This window comes from Micromonospora sp. WMMD1219, assembly GCF_049315215.1.
GTDB classification, from domain to species: Bacteria; Actinomycetota; Actinomycetes; order Mycobacteriales; family Micromonosporaceae; genus Micromonospora; species Micromonospora tulbaghiae.
In genome coordinates this window covers 3719737-3740499 of sequence record NZ_CP186057.1, presented here as the reverse complement: position 1 = coordinate 3740499, position 20763 = coordinate 3719737, and the positions used below count along the sequence as shown (strand labels likewise).

At 74.6% G+C, this 20763-nt stretch carries 16 protein-coding genes and 1 pseudogene; 4 read left to right on the top strand and 13 right to left on the bottom strand.

Annotation, left to right across the window (positions count from 1 at the left end; translation table 11 throughout):
- Nucleotides 1-470 precede the first annotated feature (470 nt).
- The 5 genes from ACN27C_RS18060 to ACN27C_RS18040 form a co-directional block, all read right to left on the bottom strand.
- A complete protein-coding gene (locus ACN27C_RS18060) occupies nt 471-1520 on the bottom strand; it encodes a sulfite exporter TauE/SafE family protein (protein ID WP_120568876.1) in 1050 nt (349 codons plus the stop codon).
- A gap of 132 nt (nt 1521-1652) precedes the next feature.
- The gene (locus tag ACN27C_RS18055; RefSeq protein WP_128137741.1) at nt 1653-2123 is read right to left on the bottom strand and encodes an RrF2 family transcriptional regulator; all 471 of its coding nucleotides are present in this window, start codon (nt 2121-2123) and stop codon (nt 1653-1655) included.
- Nucleotides 2124-2194: 71 nt separating this feature from the next.
- Nucleotides 2195-3079, bottom strand: a complete 885-nt coding sequence (locus tag ACN27C_RS18050; RefSeq protein WP_120568874.1) for an acyl-CoA thioesterase — start codon at nt 3077-3079, stop codon at nt 2195-2197.
- Nucleotides 3076-4524: a pyruvate kinase gene (pyk, locus tag ACN27C_RS18045; protein WP_120568873.1), complete on the bottom strand. Its 1449-nt coding sequence runs from the start codon at nt 4522-4524 to the stop codon at nt 3076-3078. Before pyk ends, ACN27C_RS18050 begins: the two co-directional genes overlap by 4 nt.
- A 279-nt stretch (nt 4525-4803) precedes the next feature.
- Complete coding sequence (locus ACN27C_RS18040; protein ID WP_013287532.1) at nt 4804-5169, bottom strand: YciI family protein; 366 nt, start codon at nt 5167-5169, stop codon at nt 4804-4806.
- Nucleotides 5170-5333: 164 nt separating this feature from the next.
- Here ACN27C_RS18040 and ACN27C_RS18035 point away from each other — a divergent pair, with 164 nt between their 5' ends.
- Together ACN27C_RS18035 and ACN27C_RS18030 are read left to right on the top strand one after the other, a co-directional pair.
- A complete protein-coding gene (locus ACN27C_RS18035) occupies nt 5334-6200 on the top strand; it encodes an aldo/keto reductase (protein WP_120568872.1) in 867 nt (288 codons plus the stop codon).
- Nucleotides 6201-6279: 79 nt separating this feature from the next.
- Nucleotides 6280-7872 (top strand): GMC family oxidoreductase, encoded by a 1593-nt coding sequence (locus tag ACN27C_RS18030; RefSeq protein WP_422746909.1) that lies wholly within the window; start codon nt 6280-6282, stop codon nt 7870-7872.
- Nucleotides 7873-7929: 57 nt separating this feature from the next.
- Here ACN27C_RS18030 and ACN27C_RS18025 read toward each other — a convergent pair whose 3' ends face one another.
- The 4 genes from ACN27C_RS18025 to ACN27C_RS18010 form a co-directional block, all read right to left on the bottom strand.
- Nucleotides 7930-8733 carry a lipase family alpha/beta hydrolase gene (locus tag ACN27C_RS18025; RefSeq protein WP_421498535.1) on the bottom strand — a complete coding sequence of 268 codons (804 nt, stop codon included), beginning with the start codon at nt 8731-8733 and terminating at the stop codon, nt 7930-7932.
- Between the two features lie 167 nt (nt 8734-8900).
- Nucleotides 8901-9164 carry a DUF6244 family protein gene (locus ACN27C_RS18020; protein WP_013287536.1) on the bottom strand — a complete coding sequence of 88 codons (264 nt, stop codon included), beginning with the start codon at nt 9162-9164 and terminating at the stop codon, nt 8901-8903.
- Nucleotides 9165-9319: 155 nt separating this feature from the next.
- Entirely contained in the window at nt 9320-10099 is a 780-nt protein-coding gene (locus ACN27C_RS18015; protein WP_422746906.1) for a hypothetical protein, read from the bottom strand.
- Entirely contained in the window at nt 10096-12612 is a 2517-nt protein-coding gene (locus ACN27C_RS18010; protein WP_422746904.1) for an FtsK/SpoIIIE domain-containing protein, read from the bottom strand. Before ACN27C_RS18010 ends, ACN27C_RS18015 begins: the two co-directional genes overlap by 4 nt.
- 183 nt (nt 12613-12795) lie before the next feature.
- On the opposite strand from ACN27C_RS18010, the gene ACN27C_RS18005 reads away from it, so the two are divergent.
- Nucleotides 12796-14205, top strand: coding sequence for an alkaline phosphatase PhoX (locus tag ACN27C_RS18005; protein WP_422746902.1), 1410 nt, complete (start codon nt 12796-12798; stop codon nt 14203-14205).
- Nucleotides 14206-14495: 290 nt separating this feature from the next.
- Here ACN27C_RS18005 and ACN27C_RS18000 read toward each other — a convergent pair.
- Both ACN27C_RS18000 and ACN27C_RS17995 read right to left on the bottom strand, forming a co-directional pair.
- Nucleotides 14496-14582, bottom strand: a pseudogene (locus ACN27C_RS18000) (GntR family transcriptional regulator); the annotation flags it as partial.
- A gap of 188 nt (nt 14583-14770) precedes the next feature.
- The gene (locus tag ACN27C_RS17995; RefSeq protein WP_422746900.1) at nt 14771-15364 is read right to left on the bottom strand and encodes a TetR/AcrR family transcriptional regulator; all 594 of its coding nucleotides are present in this window, start codon (nt 15362-15364) and stop codon (nt 14771-14773) included.
- Nucleotides 15365-15536: 172 nt separating this feature from the next.
- Here ACN27C_RS17995 and ACN27C_RS17990 point away from each other — a divergent pair, with 172 nt between their 5' ends.
- A complete protein-coding gene (locus tag ACN27C_RS17990; protein ID WP_422746898.1) occupies nt 15537-16991 on the top strand; it encodes an MFS transporter in 1455 nt (484 codons plus the stop codon).
- Between the two features lie 103 nt (nt 16992-17094).
- Here ACN27C_RS17990 and ACN27C_RS17985 read toward each other — a convergent pair whose 3' ends face one another.
- Both ACN27C_RS17985 and ACN27C_RS17980 read right to left on the bottom strand, forming a co-directional pair.
- Nucleotides 17095-19773, bottom strand: coding sequence for a hypothetical protein (locus ACN27C_RS17985; RefSeq protein WP_422746896.1), 2679 nt, complete (start codon nt 19771-19773; stop codon nt 17095-17097).
- Between the two features lie 115 nt (nt 19774-19888).
- Complete coding sequence (locus ACN27C_RS17980; protein WP_121686176.1) at nt 19889-20674, bottom strand: SGNH/GDSL hydrolase family protein; 786 nt, start codon at nt 20672-20674, stop codon at nt 19889-19891.
- Nucleotides 20675-20763 lie beyond the last annotated feature (89 nt).

The window sequence follows — 20763 nt, the reverse complement described above, 5'->3', positions numbered from 1 at the left end:
CTGCCCGGACCGGCGGTTACGTGCCCTGACGCGACGGGCGACGTCAACACATCGACGTCGGTGATTCGGCTCCGCGCTCCGTCAGCCTAGGTCACCGCCGGACACCCCCACAAGCGCCGGGCCCACCGCGCACCTCGCACGCACCCTCCACCCCGTCCCGGCACAGTGGCGGCCCGGCGCCACGGCGGCGCTGGCGGGTCGGCGGCACATCGACGGCGGGCACGGCGGCACGGCCGCACGGCGGGCACGGACGGATCGGCGGGCCGACGGATCGACGGCACAGTCGCGGGCGGCGGCGCGGCAGAGTCGCGGCGGGCGGCGAGAAGGGACAGCCGACAACCGGTATGCCTCTCGGTCATATTTATGACCGAGAGGCATACCGGTTGGAGGGCTTGTGTCGTCCAAGGGGCGACACGCCGAGGAACACCCCTGGCGGGTGCGGGGGCGCGCCCCTGGGGAGCGCTGAGGGCTCAGCCTTCGACGGCGGCGGCGAGCTTCCGCGACTCCGCCGCCTCGGCGGACTCACCCGACGGCGCGGGCTCCGCCGGCTCGGCGGACTCACCCGGCTTGGCGAACTCCCCCGACTTTGCCGACTCCGCCGCGGCGGCCTCTCCCGCCGAAGCAGGGCCGTCGGCGAGGGCCGCGTCGACGGTGGCGCGGGCCCGGCGGGCACGGCGCAGCGCCCGCACCGCCAGCCCGACGGCGACCAGCCAGGCGGCGCCGAGCAGCGCGTACACCACCACCGGCACCGAGCCGCCTACGCCGCCGGCGCTGAGCAGCGTACGGGCGTTGGTCAGCACGATCACGCCGCCGATCACGGCACCGAGCAGCTGGGCGGGGACGATGCGGACCAGCCAGGCCGCGATGGGCGCGGCGATCAGGCCGCCGACCAGGAGCGCGGCCACAGTGGGCAGCAGGAAGCCCTCGGAGCCGAGGCCGATCAGGAAGCCGATGCTGGCCGCGCCGGCCACCACGAACTCGGAGGTGTCCACCGAGCCGATGACCTTGCGGGGTTCCATCCGGCCGGAGACCAGCAGCGCCGGGGTGGCGACCGGTCCCCAGCCACCGCCGCCGGTGGCGTCGACGAAGCCGGCGACCAGGCCGAGCGGGGCGAGGAAGCGGCTGCGCAGCCGGCCGGCGGCGCGGTTGGCGCGCAGCGGCCGGGAGAACCGCACCAGCAGGTACGCGCCGAGCGTGAACAGGATGGCGGCCATCCACGGCGCCGCCGCCTCGGTGGAGATGGAGCTGAGGAACGTCGCCCCGGCGAACGCGCCGATCGCGCCGGGCAGCGCGATCCGGCCGACCACCTTCCAGTCGACGTTGCCGAAACGCCAGTGCGAGACGCCCGCGGCGAGCGTGGTGCCGATCTCGGCCAGGTGCACCGAGGCGGACGCGGCGGCCGGCGCCACGCCGGCGAACAGGAGAAGCGTCGAGGAGGTCAGCCCGTACGCCATGCCGAGCGCGCCGTCGACGAGTTGCGCGGCGAGCCCGACGAGGGCGAGGACCAGCAGCTTGCGCACGAGCGCCCCCTGACTTTTCGGTATCTCCTATCAACTTGGTCGACAATGCGGCACGGAGGCGCCCCGGGTCAAGTCCCCCATCCGGTTGGTAGGAGACGCCGGACGGTGTGCCGGGGTGTGCGGAAGCTGTCGTCAGCTCCAGGCGCGCGGGTCGGCGGCCAGCTCGTTGACCCGGCCGGGCAGCGCGCCGGCGGCCACGTCGGCGATGGTGACCAGCTCGAGGATCTCCCGCTCGCTGGCCCGCAGCGCGATCCAGACGTCCTGCAACGCGCGGGCCGCACCCTGGTAGCCGAGCTGTTCCGGCCGCTGCCCGCGCACGTGCGCGAGCGGACCGTCGATGACGCGGATCACCTCGGCCAGGGAGATCTCCCCGGCGGGCCGGGCCAGCCAGTAGCCGCCCTCGGGGCCACGCTGGGCGTGCACGATGCCGCCCCGGCGCAGTTGCAGCAGGATGCTCTCCAGGAACTTCGGCGGGATGTCCTGTGCGCGGGCGATCTGCTCGGCGGTCACCGGCCGGCTCCGCCCGGTGGTCCCCCCGTCCGCGACAGAGGCCAGCTCGGCGGCCGCGCGGAGGGCATAGTCGACCCGGGCGGAGAGACGCATACGGCCAGGTTAGTCCGCTGCCGAGCGGATCGGCCCCCCGACCCGCGCCCGGACGATCACCGGCCGGGCGTTCAGCCGCCGACGCGCCGCAGCAGCCCCTCCTGCACGGCGCTGGCGATGTGCCGGCCGTCGGTGGTGAACATCCGGCCCGTGGCCAGGCCGCGGGCACCGGACGCGGACGGGCTCCAGCAGTCGTACAGGAACCACTCGTCGGCGCGGAACGACCTGTGGAACCACAGCGCGTGGTCGAGGCTCGCGCCGACCACGCCGCCCGGCCCCCACACCTCGCCGTGCACCGACAGCACCGAGTCCAGCAGCGTCAGGTCGGAGGCGTACGTGAGGGCGCACGCGTGCAGCAGCGGATCGTCCGGCAGCTTGCCGTCCAGGCGCATCCACACCCGCTGGTGCGGTTCGGCCGGGCGGTCACCGGGCCGGACCCAGCCCGGCTCGCCGACGTAGCGCACGTCGATCGGGCGCGGGATCATCCCCCAGATGCCGAGCCGCTCCGGGTAGCGGGAGAGCCGGTCGGTCATGGTCGGCACGTCGTCCGGGCCGGGTACGTCCGGCGGGAGCGGGGCGTGGTGGTCCAGCCCCTCCTCCTGGCGCTGGAACGACGCCGACATGAAGAAGATCGGCTTGTCGTGCTGCAACGCGACCGAGCGGCGCACCGAGAAGGACCGGCCGTCGCGGACGTTCTCCACCTGGTACTCGATCGGCTCGGCCGGGTCGCCGGGGCGCACGAAGTAGCCGTGCAGGGAGTGCACGGCCCGCTCCGCGTCGACGGTGCGGCCGGCCGCGACCAGGGCCTGACCGGCGACCTGCCCGCCGTAGACCCGCTGCGGGCCCACCTGCGGGCTCATCCCCCGGAAGGTCATCTCCCCGGTACGGGCGAGGTCGAGCACCTCCAGCAGCTGGTCGACCGCCGCCTGTCCGGTGGCCACAGCGCCACCGCTCATTGGAGGGCTCGCGCCGAGGCGGCGTCGACCAGCGAGCCGAGCTGGTGCACGCGCAGCGTGTTCGTGGAGCCCGGGGTGCCGGGCGGGCTGCCCGCCACGATCACCACGTAGTCGCCCGGGTTGGCCCGGTTGAGGCCGAGCAGCGCCTGGTCGACCTGGCGGAACATGTCGTCGGTGTGCTGGACGAACGGCATCAGGAACGTCTCCACGCCCCAGGAGAGCGCGAGCTGGTTGCGCACCTCCGGCACCGGCGTGAACGCCAGCAGCGGCAGGTCGCAGTGCAGCCGGGCCAGCCGCTTGACGGTGTCACCGGTCTGCGAGAACGCGACCATGGCCTTGGCGCCGATGGCGCGGGCGATCGACGAGGCGGCGACGGTGAGCGCGCCGCCGTGCGTACGCGGGTCGTGCTGCAGCCGGGGGACGGCGATCGAGCCGGCCTCGGTGGTGGTGACGATCTTCGCCATGGTGCTGACGGTGAGCACCGGGTACTTGCCGACGCTGGTCTCGCCGGAGAGCATCACCGCGTCCGCGCCGTCGAGCACCGCGTTCGCCACGTCGGAGGCCTCGGCGCGGGTCGGGCGCGAGTTCTCGATCATCGAGTCGAGCATCTGGGTGGCCACGATGACCGGCTTGGCGTTCTCCCGGCACAGCTGCACGGCACGCTTCTGCACCAGCGGCACCTGGTCCAGCGGCAGCTCGACGCCGAGGTCGCCGCGGGCGACCATGACGCCGTCGAAGGAGAGCACGATCGCCTCCAGGTGGTCGACCGCCTCCGGCTTCTCGACCTTGGCCAGGACGGGGCGGCGCACACCCTCCTCGTCCATGATCGAGTGGACGAGCTTGATGTCCTCCGGCGAGCGGACGAAGGAGAGCGCGACCAGGTCGACGCCGAGGCCGAGGGCGAAGCGCAGGTCCTCGGCGTCCTTGTCGGACAGGGCCGGGACGCTCACCGCGACGTTCGGCAGCGAGACGCCCTTGTTGTTGGAGACCGGGCCGCCCTCGGTGACCAGGCACCGGATGTCGTTGCCGGTGACGTCGCTGACCTCGACGGCGACCCGGCCGTCGTCGATCAGCAGGCGGTCGCCCGGCTTCACCTCCTGCGGCAGCTTGCGGTAGGTGCAGGAGACCCGCTCCTTGGTGCCCACCACCTCGTCGCCGGTGATCACGACGGAGTCGCCGGTGCGCCACTCGTGCGGGCCGTCGGCGAACCTGCCCAGGCGGATCTTGGGGCCCTGGAGGTCGGCGAGCACCGCGACCGGCTTGCCGGACGCCTCGGCCGCCTCGCGGACCAGCCGGTAGACCGACTCGTGATCCTCGTGACTGCCGTGGCTGAAGTTGAGCCTCGCCACGTTCATGCCTGCCTCGACGAGTCCCCTAATACGCTCCGGGGACGAGGTGGCGGGGCCGAGAGTGCAGACGATCTTCGCGCGGCGTGTCACGCCCATCAGGCTAGTCTCTCCTCCGGATCGGCCTCCCGGCCGACCCCTTGCGGACTGCGGAACATTTGTCCAACGACGCGCGTCAACCGCGTGGGCGGGCGGTAGGCGTACCGCACCGGAACGTCGTGTGGCGGGCATCGGCGACCGCGCGGTGAGAAATCGTACCGCTCCCCGTCACGGCCCGGCCCGGGGCACTGTGCGACCGCCGGGCCCGGCCGTCCGGCCGTCGGCGAGCGCTGGGTACGCGGCAGCGAGCGGTGTCGTCGCAGGGGCGCGCGAGGAGCCTCAGCTCTCCGTCTTGACCAGCGGGAACTCCAGCGAGCCGGCCGGGCAGAGGAAGGTGAGCACCTCGACCCGGTAGAGCCCGGCCTGCACCGCCGGGTCGGCCTCCATGACGCTGCGGACGTCGTCCACCGAGCCGGTGCGGGCCAGGCCGAAACCGATCGGCGGGTCGGGTTCCCGGGCCGGGCCGTCCACGGACCCGTCCACGAGCACGATGCCGCGCCGTTGCAGCGCCCGCATGTGCTGGAGGTGCTCGGCCTGCAGCCGCTGCACGGTCTCGTCCGGCAGGGCCCGCCCGGAGGGCCCCGGGTAGAGCACGATGCACTCGTACGTGTCCAGCGCGAAGTCGAGCCGTGGCGTCGCGGCCATGCGCACCTCCTGACCACCGTCCCGCCCAGCCTGCCACGGCGGCCCGGTGCGCCGGGGCCGCTCGCCGCAACTGCCAGTGCTTCGCCGCCGCGATCCGGGGAATGTCCAGGGGTCGGGGCGCAGTACCGCCCCGCCAAGCACGAACGAGCACAGGAGGACCGCGAATGGCCACCAGCACCCAGCCCGCCAAGGCGTCGGGCAGCTACCGGATCGGTGGCGACCTGCCGGTCGACCGCCTCGGCTACGGGGCGATGCAGCTCACCGGCCCCGGCGTGTGGGGTGACCCGAAGGATCCGGCCGAGGCGGTTCGGGTGCTGCGCCGCGCGTACGAGCTGGGCGTCACGTTCATCGACACCGCCGACTCGTACGGGCCGTTCGTCAGTGAGCTGCTGATCCGTGAGGCGCTGCACCCGTACGCCGACGACCTGGTCATCGCGACGAAGGCCGGGCTGACCCGCTCCGGTCCGGACGACTGGCGGCCGGTGGGCCGCCCGGAGTACCTGCGCCAGCAGTGCGAGCTGAGCCTGCGCCACCTGGGCCTGGACTGCATCCCGCTCTACCAGCTGCACCGGATCGACGCGAAGGTGCCGCTGGCCGACCAGCTCGGCGAGCTGGCGCTGCTGCGGCAGGAGGGAAAGATCCGGCACATCGGGCTGTCCCAGGTCAGCGTCGAGCAGATCGAGGCGGCCCGGGCGATCACGCCGATCGTGTCCGTGCAGAACCTCTACAACCTGGCCGACCGCAGCGCGGAGGACGTGCTGGCGCACTGCGAGCGCCACGACCTGGCGTTCATCCCGTGGTTCCCGATCGCCACCGGCAACCTGGCCCGGGCCGGCGGCCCGCTCGACGCGATCTCGACCGCGCACGGCGCCAGCCCCGCGCAGCTCGCGCTGGCCTGGCTGCTGCGCCGGTCGCCGGTGATGCTGCCGATCCCGGGTACGTCGTCGGTGGCGCACCTGGAGGAGAACGTGGCGGCGGCCGAGGTGGAGCTGACCGACGACGAGTTCGAGGCGCTGGCCAAGGCCGCCTGACCCGGACGCCGCCCGGCCCTTTCGCGGAATGTGATCGAGCAACTACTGTCAGAGGGATTCTCGCGAGTGGGGGTCCGCTGTGGAGGAGTTCGACTACGTCATCGTGGGGGCCGGCGCGGCGGGGTGCGTGCTGGCGAACCGCCTCACCGAGGATCCGGGGACACGGGTGCTGCTGCTGGAGGCGGGCGGCTGGGACCGCAGCCCGTACGTGCGGGTGCCGAAGGCGTTCTCCCGGCTGATGGACGACCGGCGCACCGCCTGGCACTACCCCGCCACCATCGGGCCGGGCCGCCAGGAGATCTGGCAGCGCGGGCGGATGATCGGCGGCTCGACGTCGGTCAACGGCATGATCTGGAGCCGCGGCGCGGCCCGGGACTGGGACGCCCTCGCACCGCTGGGCTGGGGCTGGTCCGCCATGTCGCAGGTGTTCCCGCGGCTGGAGGACCACCCGCTCGGGCCCGCGCCGCACCGGGGCACGGGCGGCCCGGTGCGGCTGTCCGTCGCCACCGGCACCGACCCGCTCGCCGAGGAGATGGTGGCCACCGGCGCCGAGCTGGGCTGGCGCCGCGCCGACGACCTGGACGCCCACGACGACGAACGGATCGGCTACCCCACCGCCACCATCCACGCCGGACGCCGGGTCAGCGCCGCCGACGCGTTCCTGCACCCGGTGCGGCGCCGGCCCAACCTGACAGTCGAGGTCGGCGCCGTCGTCCTGCGGGTGCTCGTCGAGGGCGGCCGCGCCGTCGGCGTACGGGCGGCCCACGGCGGCCGGGACATCGAGTACCGGGCGGCGGGCGAGGTGATCCTCGCCGCGGGCGCGCTCGCCACACCGCATCTGTTGCAGGTCTCCGGCATCGGACCGGCGGACACGCTGCGCGCCGCCGGGGTGCCGGTGCTGCTGGACCGGCCCCGGGTCGGCGCGGGGCTGCGCGAGCACCGGTCGATCGTGCTCCAGTACCGCCTCGCCGAACCCGGCGGCCACAACATGACCATCGGCAGCCCGCTCGGGCAGGCCCGGGCGACGCTGCGCTGGCTGCTCACCCGGGGCGGCCCGCTCGCCCTGCCGGTGCTGGACGTGGCGGCCCACCTCAAGTCCCGCCCGGAGCTGGAACGCCCGGACGCGCACCTGCTGATGGCGCCGTTCTCGGCCGCCCCGCCGCGCCCCGGCAAGGCGCTGGAACTGGAACGGGAGCCGGGCGTGATGTGCCTGGGCACCGTCACGCGTCCGGACAGCGAGGGCAGCCTGACGATCACCGACGCGGACCCGCGTACGCCGCCGGCCATCGTGGCGAACTACCTCACCACCGGGCACGACCGGCGGGTGGCGGTGGACCTGTTCCGCCGGATGCGGGAGTTCTTCGGCACCGGCCCGATCGCGAAGCGCATCCGCTCCGAGACGGTGCCCGGGACGGCGACCACTACCGACGCGGAGATCGTCGAGGCGGCCGTGGCGCGCGGCTACTGCGGCTACCACGCGATCGGCACCTGCGCGATGGGCGCCGGCGACGAGCACGTGGTCGACCCCGAACTGCGGGTACGCGGCGTGGACGGGCTGCGGGTGGTCGACGCGTCGGTGCTGCCGGTGATGGTGGCCGGCTGGACCAGCGCCCCGGTGACCGCGCTGGCCTGGCGGGCCGCCGACGTCATCACGGGACGGGACGCGGGCTGAGCGACGGCCCGGCCGGACGTGCCCGGGCCTGCGCGACGGCGGGCCCGGGCACGTGTGTCAGACCGCGAAGCAGTTCGGCTGGACCGGGGCACCGGCGAGCACCTGCCGCACCGCCGTGTACGTGGTGCCGTCCAGCACCAGCCCCAGGTGACCGACGACCCGCAGCGGGCACCACGCCTGCACCAGGATGTTCGTCGCGCCGTCGGCGAGCACGGCGTTGTCGACCGGCCGGACCAGCTCGTCCTGCCAGGTGCGCACAGTGGCCCAGCGCACCGGGCCGGGCGTGTCGTCCCCGGCGTTGAGGTCGGCCAGGAAGCTCGACCCGATGGTCATCTGCTGGCAGGCGATCACCCCGGCACAACTGCCCAGCCCGAGGACGGCGACCAGGTTCGCGACGTACGTGCCGTACTGCGGGCTGCCCAGGCTGACGTACTGGTCGACGGTGGCCGCGCCGCCGAGGTACTTGACGTACCAGCGGCTGACCAGGCCGCCCTCGGAGTGGCCGACCAGGTCGACGCGGGCCGCGCCGGTGGTGGCGCGCACCCGGTCCACGTAGGACGACAACGCCCGGGCGGACTCGCGGATGTCGCCGAGGCCGAGGTTCGGCAACTGGAAGATCGAGACCCGGTAGCCGTCGGCGCGCAGCCGGGCGGCGATCGGCTCGTACGCGATGGAGATTCCACTCAGGCCGCCGACCACGATCACCGGGTCGGCGGCCGCGGCGGCGGCCCGTTCCGCGGCGGTGGCGACGGTGGCCGTGGTCGGCGGGGCCGCGGGTTCCGCGGCGGCGGCCTGGGCGGCGGCCGGGACGAGCAGGACGGTGGCGGCGGTGGTGGCGGCCAGGATCGTTCGGAGCAGCATGGGCTGCACCTCCGGGGGGAGGTACCCGGGCGGAGCCGGGGGGACGGGTGGGATCCGATCGATCGTGGACACGATGATGCGTGTCCGATTTCACACACGTCAATGAAAAGTTACGCCCCGGTAACCCTTGTCGCGCCCTCAGCGCAAACCGGCATGCCGGACCGGGCTCAGTTGCCCAGCGCCTGGACCTTGGCGATGGTCTCCTGCACGTGCTGCCGGGCCGGCTCCCCGCCCTGCGCGGCCTGCGCCAGCGCCTGCCGGTAGGAGTCGATGACCCCGATCAGCGGGCCCGCCGTGGCCCCCTCCAGCGCGCCCGCCACCAGCGCCCGCGCCTCGGCCGCGTCCTGCGCCGCAGCGGCGGTGCGCGCCTTGGCCTCGTCCAGCTTCTGTGCCGCTGCCGCCAGCCTGGCGATGATCTCCGCCGCGCTCACACGCCCTCCCCCAGCTCACCGACCCCGCGAGCCTACCGCCCCGTCCCGCCCCACCGCCTTCGCGATCTTGCACTTTCCGCCCGCCCACAAGCCACATATGCCGCACCCTCGGGGCCGTGACTCCATGATCGACGGAGCGGGGGGTGAGGCAGGGGTCAGCGGAGGAGGCGGAACAGGAGGAGGTAGAGGCAGAAGAAGGACGGGGAGACCAGCGCGCAGATCACGAAGCCGAGCGGCACGTACCGCCCGGCCGGCGGCGCCTCGCCCTCCACCACCGGGCGGCCCCAGCGGGCGAGCACGACCTGACCGGCCACGAAGGACATCAACGGCACGCCCGCGCAGGACAGCGCCGCCACCAGGTCCAGCCCGGTCACCGGCAGCGACGAACCCACTATCGCGATCAGCATCAGCAGCGAACCGGCCAGCGCGCAGCCCGCGTACACCACCACCGCCCGCGCCGGCGCGGACCAGGTGGGCAGCAACACCGGCGTGCGGGCCAGCGCGTCGGCCTGCTGCCCGTACCCGTCGGCCTCCTCGGCCAGCCGGCCCGCCGCCGCCAGCTCCGCCGCCGGGTCGCCGGCCCGCGGCGCCGGAACACCCCCCGAGGGGTACGCCCCGACGTCCGGCCGCCCCGGCGCGTCGGCTGCGCCGCCGGGCACCCCGTCCCCCGGCCCGGGCGCGGAACCGGGCGCTCCCCCACCGGCCACCATCGCCGGTGCCGGCGCCTCGGCCGGGACCGACGTCATCGGCACGCCGATCGCCTGCCCGAGCCGGTCGAGGTGCTGGCCCTGGGCGGTGAGCCGCTGCCCGAGCGTGTCGACGGCGGACTGGAGGCCGCGGCGGCGCTCCGCCTCGGCGGCGATCTCCCGCTCCCCACCCCGCTGCCGGGTGGACAGCTCCCGCAGCAGCGCCGCGTACTCGTCGAACCCACTCATGTGCTGTCCCCCCCGGCCGCGAACGGCACGATCAGCGCGGTGCGGTGCTCGTGCCGGTCGACGAGCAGGGCACGGCCCTCACGCGGGACGTACGCGAGGTCGTGCACGCCGAGGTGCAGGCCCAGGTCGGCGGCGGGCACGTTGAGCGCGACCAGGCCGGTCACGTCGTCGCGGTGCCCGCTGCCGCCGAGGTCGTCGGCGAGCCGGCGCAGCCCGCGCCACCAGCCGAGCACGTGCACCCCGCGCGCGGGGCCCTGGCGCAGCACGGCGCGCAGGTCGTCGTACCCGGAGCGGAACGTCGCCGGGTCGGAGGCGGCCAGCGTCGTGGCGGCGGCGTCCACCCCGAACACCACCAGGTAGGTGCGCCCGGAATCCGGGGCGTCGCCGGTCGCGGCCTCGGCGAGCTGGGCGCGCAGCGCGGCGGCGTCCAGGCGCCGGACCGGGTGCCCGGCGGCGGCGAGCGTCATGGCCAGGTCGTCGGCGGCGTCGGTGGTGCCGGGCGCCAGCGGCGCGAACAGGAACCGGGCGGCGCCGGGTGCGTGCTGGCGGGCCAGCGACAGGGTGGCCGACCGGAGCACGTCCGCGCCGGCCGCCGAGGTGCCGACCACTGCCAGGTGCCGGCCGGGGCTGGCGTCGAGCGCGAAGCCGGCCGGGCTGCCGGGGACGTCGACCACGCGGCCGACGAGCGCGTACGGCGGGCCGGCGCCCGGCGTCAGCGCCGTCCAGGCGGGGTCGTCGGTGAGCCGGGGCGTCTCGTGTCCCCGGAAGACGGCCGGCGGGCGCGCGCCGGCCGGGCGGGCCGCGTGCAGCTCGTGGCGCAGCGCGGCGAGGTCGGCCGAGGCGGCGTGCGCGTCAGGGAACCGCACCTCCACGTCCGCGCCGGGCGCGCCCGCGCCGGTGTTCACCACTGCCGTGCCGACTGTGAGCCCGCGTGCGGCGTCGTTGCGCGGGTCCAGCACGGCATCGCCGCCGGGCAGCGCGATCCGCAGCGGGAACTGCCCGAAGATCGCCTCGGCCCGGCCGTAGAGCGCCTCGATCCCGGTGGTGCTCTGGCTCGCCAGCACCAGGTGCAGGCCGTACGAGCGGCCCTTGCGGGCCAGTTCCTCGATCAGGTCGACCGCCTGCCGGGCCAGCGCGTCGTTGCCGGCGAACAGCACGTGGAACTCGTCGACGACTGTGACGATCCGGGGTGGCCGGGCGTTCGGCGGCAGATCCGCGAGGCGGCTGACCCCGTGCCGTTTGAGCAGGTCGGCGCGGCGGCCCAGTTCGGCGCGCAGCTCGCGCAGCACCGCCACGCCGTACTCGCGGTCGGACTCGATGCCCACCGCGTCGGCGTGCGGCAGCCAGGACGGGTCACGGTCGGTGGGCACGAACTCGGTGAAGCTGACGCCCTCCTTGAAGTCGAGCAGCATCAACCGCAGCTCGGCCGGGGAGTAACGGGCGGCCAGCCCGTAGAGCACGTCGAGCAGCAGGACGGTCTTGCCGGCGCCGGTCCGCCCACCGATCAGCCAGTGCGGGGTGGCGTCGTCGAACGCCACGCTCAGCGGCCGTCGGCCGGCCCGGCCGAGCACGGTACGCAGCCCGGAGGCGGCGGACCCGGCCCAGCGCTGCGCGGGCAGCAGGTCGGCGAACGTGACGCCGTCCTGGCCGGCGGCCTCGGCGTACCGGCGGGCCAGCGCGGTCACAGTGGCGTGCGACGGGTCGCCGTCGAGCACCACGGGCGCGGCCAGCCCGCTGCCGTCGGTGCTGAACGGGCGCCCGGGCGGGTCGCCGACGAGCGTGTACCGCTCGGTGACGCGCAGCTGGGTGGTGGCGCCCAACGGAGGCGCGGCGGTCGGCCCGGCCGGTGGGTGGCCGGCCAGCAGCACGCAGACCGCAGCGGCCGGGCCGGCGTGGGTGAGCGCCGCCAGGCGGGCCAGTTCCCGGGGCGGCGGCGCGGACGCGGCGACCACCACCAGCAGCTCGCGGTCCTCCGGCGCGGACCGCTGGGCGGTACGCGCGTGCCGCTCGGCCAGGTCGAGCAGGGCCGTCGTCTCCGCCTCGGTGGTCGCCGTCGCGGCGAGCACCCCGGCGTCGTGCAGCGGGCGCAGCGGCAGGAACGCCGCGCCGAAGGCGGCCTGGTCGATGCCGGCCACCCGGATCGCGCCGGCCGGCGCGGCGGTCAGCAGCCGTACCACCACCGCCCGCAGCAGCTCGCCGACGCGCGGGTCGCGCGCGTCCGCGTCGACCGCCAGGTGCGCGCCCGCGCCCACCGGCACGAGCACCGGGAACGCGCCGTCGACTGTGGTAGCGGCGCCGAGGCGTACCGGAACGGGGTGGGTCGCGACGCGGGCCGTGCCGGGCACCGCGGCGGCCAGCTCACCGCCGAGGCGGGCCAGCCGCGCGACCAGCTCGGGGCTGCCCACCGGCGCCGGGCCGGCGGCGCCCAGCAGCCGCCGGGCCGCCTCCCAGTGCCGCACCGCCCGTCGATGCCGATCGACCGCCTGCCGGTACGCCGCCGCGAGTCTGCCCACCGTCCGCCCTCCGACGTTTGCGATCGAGGGGAACCCTAACGGACGCGCGCCGCACCGGCACGGGGCGCTCCGCACCGGGGATTCGTCCACTGTTCACCCGGCGTCGGACGGGCGCGCCGCCCGCCGTTCCCCCGGCCCGGCTTGCCTTCGGTCAGCAAATCGTGCGCACAGGAAGGCGACGACGTGACCTCACCTCTTTCCCGGCGGTCCCTGCTGCGCGGCGGCGCGGCCGGCGGACTCGGCATCGTGGTGGCCGGCAGCCTGGAGGCCATCGCCGGACCCGCCGCGGCCCGGCCCGCGTGCCGCCCGGCAGCCGGCTACGGCGACCTGGTGCCGGACCCGGCGGGCCTGCTGGCGCTGCCGCCCGGCTTCTCGTACACGGTCGTCGCGCAGGCCGGCGCGACGCTGCTGGAGTCCGGGCAGCCCACCCCGAGCGACGCGGACGGCACCGGCTGCTTCCGCGGCCCGCACGGCTCCGTGCTGGTGAACAACCACGAGATCGGCGGCGACGAGCCGTACCCGGTGCCGGCGCTGCCCGGCCTGACCTACGACCCGGGCGCCCGCGGCGGCACCACCACCATCGAGGTGGACCGGCACGGGCGGCGGCTGCGCGAGTACGTCAGCGTGGCCGGCACGCACAACAACTGCGCCGGCGGCATCACCCCGTGGGGCACGTGGCTGACCTGCGAGGAGACCGAGCAGCGGGCCGGTGGGCGGTATCTGAAGGACCACGGGTACGTCTTCGAGGTCGACCCGCACGACCGGTCCGCGAACACCGACCCGGTGCCGCTGGCGTTCCTCGGGCGGTACTCCCACGAGGCGGTGGCGGTCGACCCGTACACCCACTCGATCTACCTGACCGAGGACGCGAGCGGGCCCAACGGCCTGTACTTCCGGTGGACGCCGCCGCCCGGCTTCCGGGGCGGCAAGGGCGCCCTGCGGGCGCTGGCCCAGCGCCCCGACGGCGGGACCGCCGGCAGCCTCGCGGCGATGCGCTGCCTGCGCGGCGACACGCACGTGGCCGACCTGTCCGAGGCCACCACCCCGGGCACCCGCTACCGGGTGGAGTGGGTCGAGGTGCCCGACCGCGACGCCCGCACCGTGTCGGTACGCAAGCAGTTCACCGACGCCGAGGTGACCCGCAGCCGCAAGCTGGAGGGCGCCTGGTGGGGTGACGGCGGCGCGTACTTCGTGGCCAGCTACGCCCGCCACGACGACGGCAGCGCCAACGAGCACGACGGACAGGTGTGGTTCTACGACCCGCGCCGGCAGACCGTGACGCTGAAGACCATCTTCGGGGTGAACACCGACCCGGAGGCCGACCACGGCAACTACGACGGACCGGACAACATCACCGTCTCGCCGTACGGCGGGGTGATCCTGGCCGAGGACGGCGAGGGCGTGTCGCACCTGGTCGGCGTCACCGAGCAGGGCAAGGCGTACCCGCTGGCCCGCAACGAACTCAACGACAGCGAGTTCACGGGGCCGACGTTCAGCGCGGACGGGAGGACGCTGTTCGCCAACATCCAGTCGCCGGGGTACGTGTTCGCGATCACCGGTCCGTGGGGGCGGCCGAGCAACGCGCATCGCTGAGAAGACGCCGGCCGGCGGTTCCCCCAGGGGCGGGAACCGCCGACCGATCCGCCTCACCTCAGCGATCTTGCACTTGCGGCCCCGAAGGATGGGTGCATAAGCCGCAGTTCGCCGGCCGAAAGTGCAAGATCGGCGCGCTGGACCGCGCCGCCGGTTGTCCGCGCGACGCTCTCGGCGATCGCGGAGCGTGGCGGGGTCAGCCGCGCCTCGTCATCCCTTCCCACGCAGATCTTGGAAGCTGAGGGCCCCCGGGAGGGCCTTCAGCTTCCAAGATCTCGCAGCGTCCGCGACTACAGCGACTCGGGACGCTCAGCGACGAACACCCCGAGGCCGTGCACGCCCTCTACCCATCCCTGCGTCTGAAGCACGAGGATGGCGATCTACCTGTGGGGGCAGCTCTATGACGCAGCCCACGAGCTATATCGCCTCAACCCGTACGAGGCTCCGAGCCCGCAAGCGCTGTTCGCTCGATTCGTCGGCTGGGCACGGCCGCACCCGCGACTTCCTCCCGCACAGAGCAGCCCTTGATGCGTCACGTCGACAGACGGCCGGGCGACGAGACGTATCAGCTCACGCCGGCCGGCGGGCGCAGGCCGTCCAGCGCGATGGCCAGGACGCGGTCGCGCTGGGCCGGGTCCGGGAACTGGTACGCGGCGAGGCCGCTGATCAGCCGGATCACGTCGTCGAAGCCGGCGTCCGGCCGGGCTTCCCCGGCGGCCTGGGCGCGGCGCAGCAGCGGCTCGCCGGTCGCGTAGATCTCGATGCGGCAGCTGCGGAACACCTCGGAGTCGTGCACCAGTTCCTCGGCCAGCGCCCGTTTGGTGGCCACGTAGGCGACGAACCGGTGCAGCCAGCCGACCAGGGCGTCCCAGGGCGGCTCGTCGGCCAGGTCGTCGGCGGAGGCGCTGAGCGCGCGCACCTCCTCGACGTAGACCGCCTCGAACAGGTCCCGCCGCTGCGGGAAGTTGCGGTAGAGCGTGCCGATGCCCACGCCCGCCCGGCGGGCGACCTCCTCCAGCGACGCGCCCGCGCCGTGCTCGCCGAAGACCTCGCGGGCGGCGGCGATCAGCGCGTCGTAGTTGCGGCGGGCGTCGGCCCGTTTCGGGCGGCGCGCGAAGACCTCACCGGACACGTCGGCGTCGGCCATGACGCGGGTCACCCCTTCCGCCTTGCAACCGGAGGCACCCCTCCGCTAGGTTAATGGAGGCAAGCCTCCGGTTACTGACCGGAGCCACCCCTCCGGATAGCGTACTCCGGACGTCCGGCCGCCACCGCCGCAGGACCGCGCGAGCGGCCACCACTCTCGTACCGAGAACGGGGAGTCGTCCCACATGATCCACTCATCCCGGCGCGGCTCGCGCCGGATCACCTTCCTCGTGCTGGCCGCCGGCACCGGATTCTTCGCGATGCTCCAGTCGCTGATCACGCCGGTGCTGCCCACCATCCAGCACGACCTGCACACCTCGCCCAACACGGTGACCTGGGTGCTCACCGCGTACCTGCTCTCCGCGTCCGTCTTCACGCCGATCGTCGGCCGCATCGGCGACATGGTCGGCAAGGAGAAGACGCTCGTCTTCTCGCTCGCCGCGCTGGCGCTGGGCTGCCTGCTGGCGGCCTTGGCCCCCAGCATCGGCGTGCTGATCGCCGCCCGTGTGGTGCAGGGCATCGGCGGCGCCGTCTTCCCGCTGTCGTTCGGCATCATCCGCGACGAGTTCCCGGCCGCCCGGGTCAGCTCGGCGGTGGCCTCGATCTCCGCGGTCGTGGCCGTCGGCGGCGGGCTGGGTGTGGTGCTGGCCGGGCCGATCGTGGCCACCCTGGGCTACCGGTGGCTGTTCTGGATCCCGCTGGTGGTGGTCGGGCTGACCGCGCTCGCCGCGCACCGGTTCGTGCCGCGTTCGCCGGTACGCACCCCGGGCCGGATCAACTGGCTCAGCGCCGTACTCCTGTCCGGCTGGCTGGTGGCGCTGCTGCTGCCGGTCAGCAAGGGCGCCGCGTGGGGCTGGGGCTCCGGCCGCGTGGTCGGGCTGCTGGCGCTGGCAGCGGTGCTCGCGGTCGCCTGGCTGGCGACCGAGGCCCGTGCCGCCAACCCGCTGATCGACCTGCGGATGATGCGCCTGCCGGCGGTCTGGACCACGAACCTCGTCGGGTTGCTCTACGGCGCCTCGATGTTCGCCGTCTACGCGTTCCTGCCGCAGTTCGCGCAGATCCCGACCAGCGCCGGCTACGGCTTCGGCGCCAGCATCACCCAGGCCGGACTGCTGATGCTGCCGATGCTCGTCGGCATGTTCGTGGCCGGTCTGCTGGCCGGGCGGCTGGAGTCCCGGTTCAGCGCCAAGGCGCAGCTGAGCACCGGCGCGGTGTTCAACGTGGCGGCCGCCGCCATGCTGACCGTCGCGCACGACACCCGCTGGCAGGTCGGAGTCGCCGGCGGCCTGGTGGGCCTCGGCATCGGGCTGGCGTTCGCCTCGACGGCCAACCTGATCGTGGCGAACGTGCCGGCCGGGCAGACCGGCGCGGCGACCGGCATGAACGCCAACATCCGTACCATCGGCGGCGCGATCGGCGCGGCGCTCGCCAGTGCCGTGATCACCGCGAACCCGCAGCCGAGCGGGCTGCCCCGGGAGGCCGGCTTCACGGCGGGATTCCTGCTGCTCACCGGCATCTCGGTGGCCGCGGCGCTGGCCGCGCTCGCCGTACCCTCCGGCCGCCGCCGGTGGCCCCGGCGGCGCATCGGCCCGGCGGTGCCGGACCTGACGCCGGCCGCGGAGCTGGCCCCGGCCCGCTGACCTCAAGGGGTACGAGCAGACCGTGGATCTTGGTACGCGGGCGTCCCGCGCGGGGCGTGCACGTACCAAGATCCAACCTTGTGATCACGCATGACGCTGAGTCCTAGCGCGGGGCGACGCGGCAGCCGGGGTCGGGGCCGGTGTCGGCCACGCCGCAGTGGAACACCTCGACCGGGGCGGCGTCCACGTCGGGCACCTTCGCCACGGTGAGCAGCGCCAGCCGCTTCGCGACCGGTTCGCCGGAGTCCGGGGCGTACCGGATGAGGCCGCTGACCCCCGGGTAGCCGCCGGCGGCGTTCTGCCGCAGCACCTCGGCGTGCACCCCGACCGGGTTGACCGAGCGGGGCTCCCAGCGGCGGCCGGTGTCGGCGTGGCGCAGGCGGGCGGCGAGGCTCTCCAGCGCGCGTACCGTCATCATGGTGGCGTCGTAGGCCAGGCTGACCCGCTCGCCGACCGGCGGGCCGGTCCCGGCGCTGCATCGGGGCGGGTCGAGCAGGCCGTCCGCGCCGATCCAGGTGAGGAAGCTGCCCCGGGCGTCGTCGCGCCCGGCCTGCGCGGTCCGCAGCGCCGCGCAGGTGGCCAGGGCGGCCTTGGACACGTACGTGACCGGCAGGTTGCCCGGCGCGCTGGCGCGCAGCCCCGGGTTGGCCATGTAGCGGTTCACCGAGTCGTCGGCGACGAGGTGCCGGGGCGGGTTCGCGCCGCACTCCTTGAGCGCGCGCATGAACCCGTCGAACTCCGACCAGCGGCCGGCGAAGAAGAGCATCCCCGGGTAGCCGCACTCCTGGGTGAGCCGCCGCCCGCTGCGCCACTCGTCGAGCCGGGTGAGCCGGTCGCCGAAGCGTTCCCGCAGGCCGTCGACGAGGGTGGCGACGTACAGGTCGTCGGCGAGCGAGCTGCCCTCGCCGGTGGTCCAGTAGACGTGCGCCTCTCCCACCCGCAGCACCTGCCGGGCGTACGCCTCGACCATCCGGGCCTGGTCCCGGTTCGGCGCGGACATGGCCAGGTAGAGGCTGGAGTTGGCGTCCATCCGGTCGGCGGACAGCGTCGGGGCGAGCACCGGCAGGCCGACCCGGTTGAGTTCGCGCAGCGCCGCCGCCGTACTGGTGCGGCTGTCCACCAGCCCGACCACGCCGAGCACTGTGGGGTCGTCGCGGGCCAGCCCTTCCAGCATCCGTACCGCGTCGTCGGCGTGCCGCATCTGCCGCCCGGCGTTCGCCACCACGATGTGCAGCAGCGCCGCGTCGTCCGCCGCCGCCGACTCCTGGAGCAGGGCGTACTGGGCGGTGGCCATGCCCTCCAGCTCCTCCCGCTCGGAGACGTAGGACTCCTCGTCCGCGCGGGTCCGGTTGCCGGTGAGGCTGCCCAGGTAGACCAGCGTCAGGTAGGGACGGCGGTGCTCGCTGCGCCGCCACACCTCCTCGGCGGCCCGGTTCTGGGCGAAGATGCGCCGCTGCACGGCGCGCAGCCGGTCCTGCCCGGGTTCGCTGTTGAAGACCTGCCCGGCGGTGTCGCTGTAGCCGACGCACTCCCCGGCCACGAGCCGGACGGTGACCCGGTCGGCGGGCCAGGGGCGGCAGTCCGGCGCCCACCGCCCGTGCGCCCACACACCCAGCCCGGCGACGAGCGCCACGGCCACCGCTGCGGGCAGGAACCGCCGTGCCCACCAGGGCGGGTCGGGCGCGACAAGGGCGGGCGGGACGCCTCCCACCGGGGCGTCGACGTCCCTGTCGTCCGCCTCCAGCAGCATCAGCCAGGCGCCGGGGCGGCGCAGCCGGCGGTTCTCCGGCAGCGCCTCGGCCCACTCCTCGTACGCCTCCTCGGCCTGGTCCAGCGGCCGGGCCGCGGCCGGTTCCGGCGGCGGGTCGGCGGCGACCGCGACGACGAGCAGCGGGTCGTTGCGGCCGGTCTCGTTGCGCACCTCGTCGACGAGCCGGACCAGCGTGTGCCCGACGTTGTCCGGCCGCGCGCCGTCGAGCACCAGCACCGGATAGGCGGTGCGGCGCCAGTCCCCGGGCCGCCAGAACCGCCGCCGGTACGCCAGGCGCAGGTCCTCCAGGAACGCGTGCAGCAGTAGCTTCTCCACCTGGGCCGGGTGTTCGCCGTCGCGCCAGCCGGCGGTGAGCCGCTCGGCGAAGCCGAGGAACGTCACCGACTGCCGGGGCGCCAGGTACTGCTGGCGCATGAACCAGCGGTACTGCCGTCCGACGAGCGGCACCCGGCCGGAGACGGCGATCCGGAACACGACGCCGGGCACGGCCCGCCACAGCAGCCAGAGCAGCAGGTGCAGCGCGGCGCCGAGGCCGGAGTCGCCGCCGACCTGGGGATCGTCACCGGTCCGCCGTCCCCGCCAGTCCCGCAGCCGGCGGACCAGCGCGGCCCGGCCGCCGTCGGCGGCGTCCAGGTCCACGGCGAGCGTCTGGTGCATCAGCCAGTCGGCCAGCGGGTAGTGCCGGAACCGCAGCCGGGGCGCGCCGAACGCCTCCACGGAGAGTTGCCGGTGCAGTTCGCGCAGCACGGCCGCGACGTCGTCGCCGGCCGGCCGGCCGGTCAGGTCCAGCACGGCGTGCGGTACCCGCCGCCCGGCCCGGCGCGCCGCGAAACGCCGTAGCAGGGCCGCGATCGCGCCGTCCCCGGTGGGCCGGACCAGCCAGAGCAGCGGGAGCCGGCGGTCACCGCGGCGTGGACGCCGCAGCAGCCGGGCCAGCAGGGTGAGCAGTTCCGGGCCACCCGCCGGGAGTTGCTCGCGGACCGGCCGCGGCCGGGTCGCCGGTTCACGCATGGTCACCTCCGGGCCACATGCGGTGTCGCACCATTGTCGACGTTCGATGCAACCCGGCGCGGCGGGGCCCCGCTCGACGGACGGGTGTCGAGCGGGGCCCCTCCTCGCGTACGGATCAGCCGATCGCGGCGGTCAGCGCGGCCAGGTAGCCGTAGCGGTAGCCGCTGGCGTTCGGGTGGTACGCCTCGATGACGCCGCTGACGTCGCGGATCCACGGGTCGGCGGCGCACACGCCGTGCCCGGCGAAGAACGGCCGCGCGTCGACGAAGGTGCCCCCGGCGGCGGTGGCCCGGCCGGCGATGACGCCGTTGAGCGTGTCGGCGGCCTGGTTGAGGATGGTGCGCTTGTAGCTGCTCATGGCGAGCAGTCCGCAGGAGCCGGTCTCGAACAGCCGCGGGTAGCCGAGCACCACCAGCCGGGCGTTCGGGGCCCGGTTGCGGATCGCGGTGTACGTGGCGTCGAGCCGGCCCGGCAGCGTCGCGGTGGCGAACGCCTTGGACTCGTTGACCGCGCTCTCGCAGCTCGACGTGCTGCCGAAGCGGCAACTGGTCATCACGTCGGCGAAACCGGCGTCGTTGCCGCCGATGGTGATGGTGACCAGCGTGGTGCTGCTGCTGAGCTGGCCGACCTGGTTGTTCAGCACGTCGGCGGTGACCGCGCCGCCGCAGGCCGGGAACTTGAAGCTGGTGACCGAATGGGCCGCGGCCCAGAGCGGGGCGTACGACTTCTGGCTGCGCAGGCAGGTGGACAGGTCGTACGGCGCGGCGCCGACCCCGGAGGAGTAGGAGTCGCCGAGGGCGACGTAGTTGACTGTGGCCGCCCGGGCGGCGCCGGGCAGGAGCACGGCGCCGAGGACGGCCGCCAGGACGGCGGCGAACGCGGTACGGACGCGACGGGACATGACAGAGCCTCCACGGGGCAGGGGTGGTGGAGCCCGTTGACCGCGCGCGTGGCCGAGGGATCGGTGCTGTTACTGGTCGGTAATGCTAT

Coding starts and splice junctions, on each gene's coding strand:
- ACN27C_RS18055 (WP_128137741.1), bottom strand. CDS start 2,123: ATGCGTCTCTCCGCCCGGGTCGACTATGCCCTCCGCGCGGCCGCCGAG.
- ACN27C_RS18050 (WP_120568874.1), bottom strand. CDS start 3,079: ATGAGCGGTGGCGCTGTGGCCACCGGACAGGCGGCGGTCGACCAGCTG.
- pyk (WP_120568873.1), bottom strand. CDS start 4,524: ATGGGCGTGACACGCCGCGCGAAGATCGTCTGCACTCTCGGCCCCGCC.
- ACN27C_RS18040 (WP_013287532.1), bottom strand. CDS start 5,169: ATGGCCGCGACGCCACGGCTCGACTTCGCGCTGGACACGTACGAGTGC.
- ACN27C_RS18035 (WP_120568872.1), top strand. CDS start 5,334: ATGGCCACCAGCACCCAGCCCGCCAAGGCGTCGGGCAGCTACCGGATC.
- ACN27C_RS18025 (WP_421498535.1), bottom strand. CDS start 8,733: ATGCTGCTCCGAACGATCCTGGCCGCCACCACCGCCGCCACCGTCCTG.
- ACN27C_RS18015 (WP_422746906.1), bottom strand. CDS start 10,099: ATGAGTGGGTTCGACGAGTACGCGGCGCTGCTGCGGGAGCTGTCCACC.
- ACN27C_RS17990 (WP_422746898.1), top strand. CDS start 15,537: ATGATCCACTCATCCCGGCGCGGCTCGCGCCGGATCACCTTCCTCGTG.
- ACN27C_RS17985 (WP_422746896.1), bottom strand. CDS start 19,773: ATGCGTGAACCGGCGACCCGGCCGCGGCCGGTCCGCGAGCAACTCCCG.
- ACN27C_RS17980 (WP_121686176.1), bottom strand. CDS start 20,674: ATGTCCCGTCGCGTCCGTACCGCGTTCGCCGCCGTCCTGGCGGCCGTC.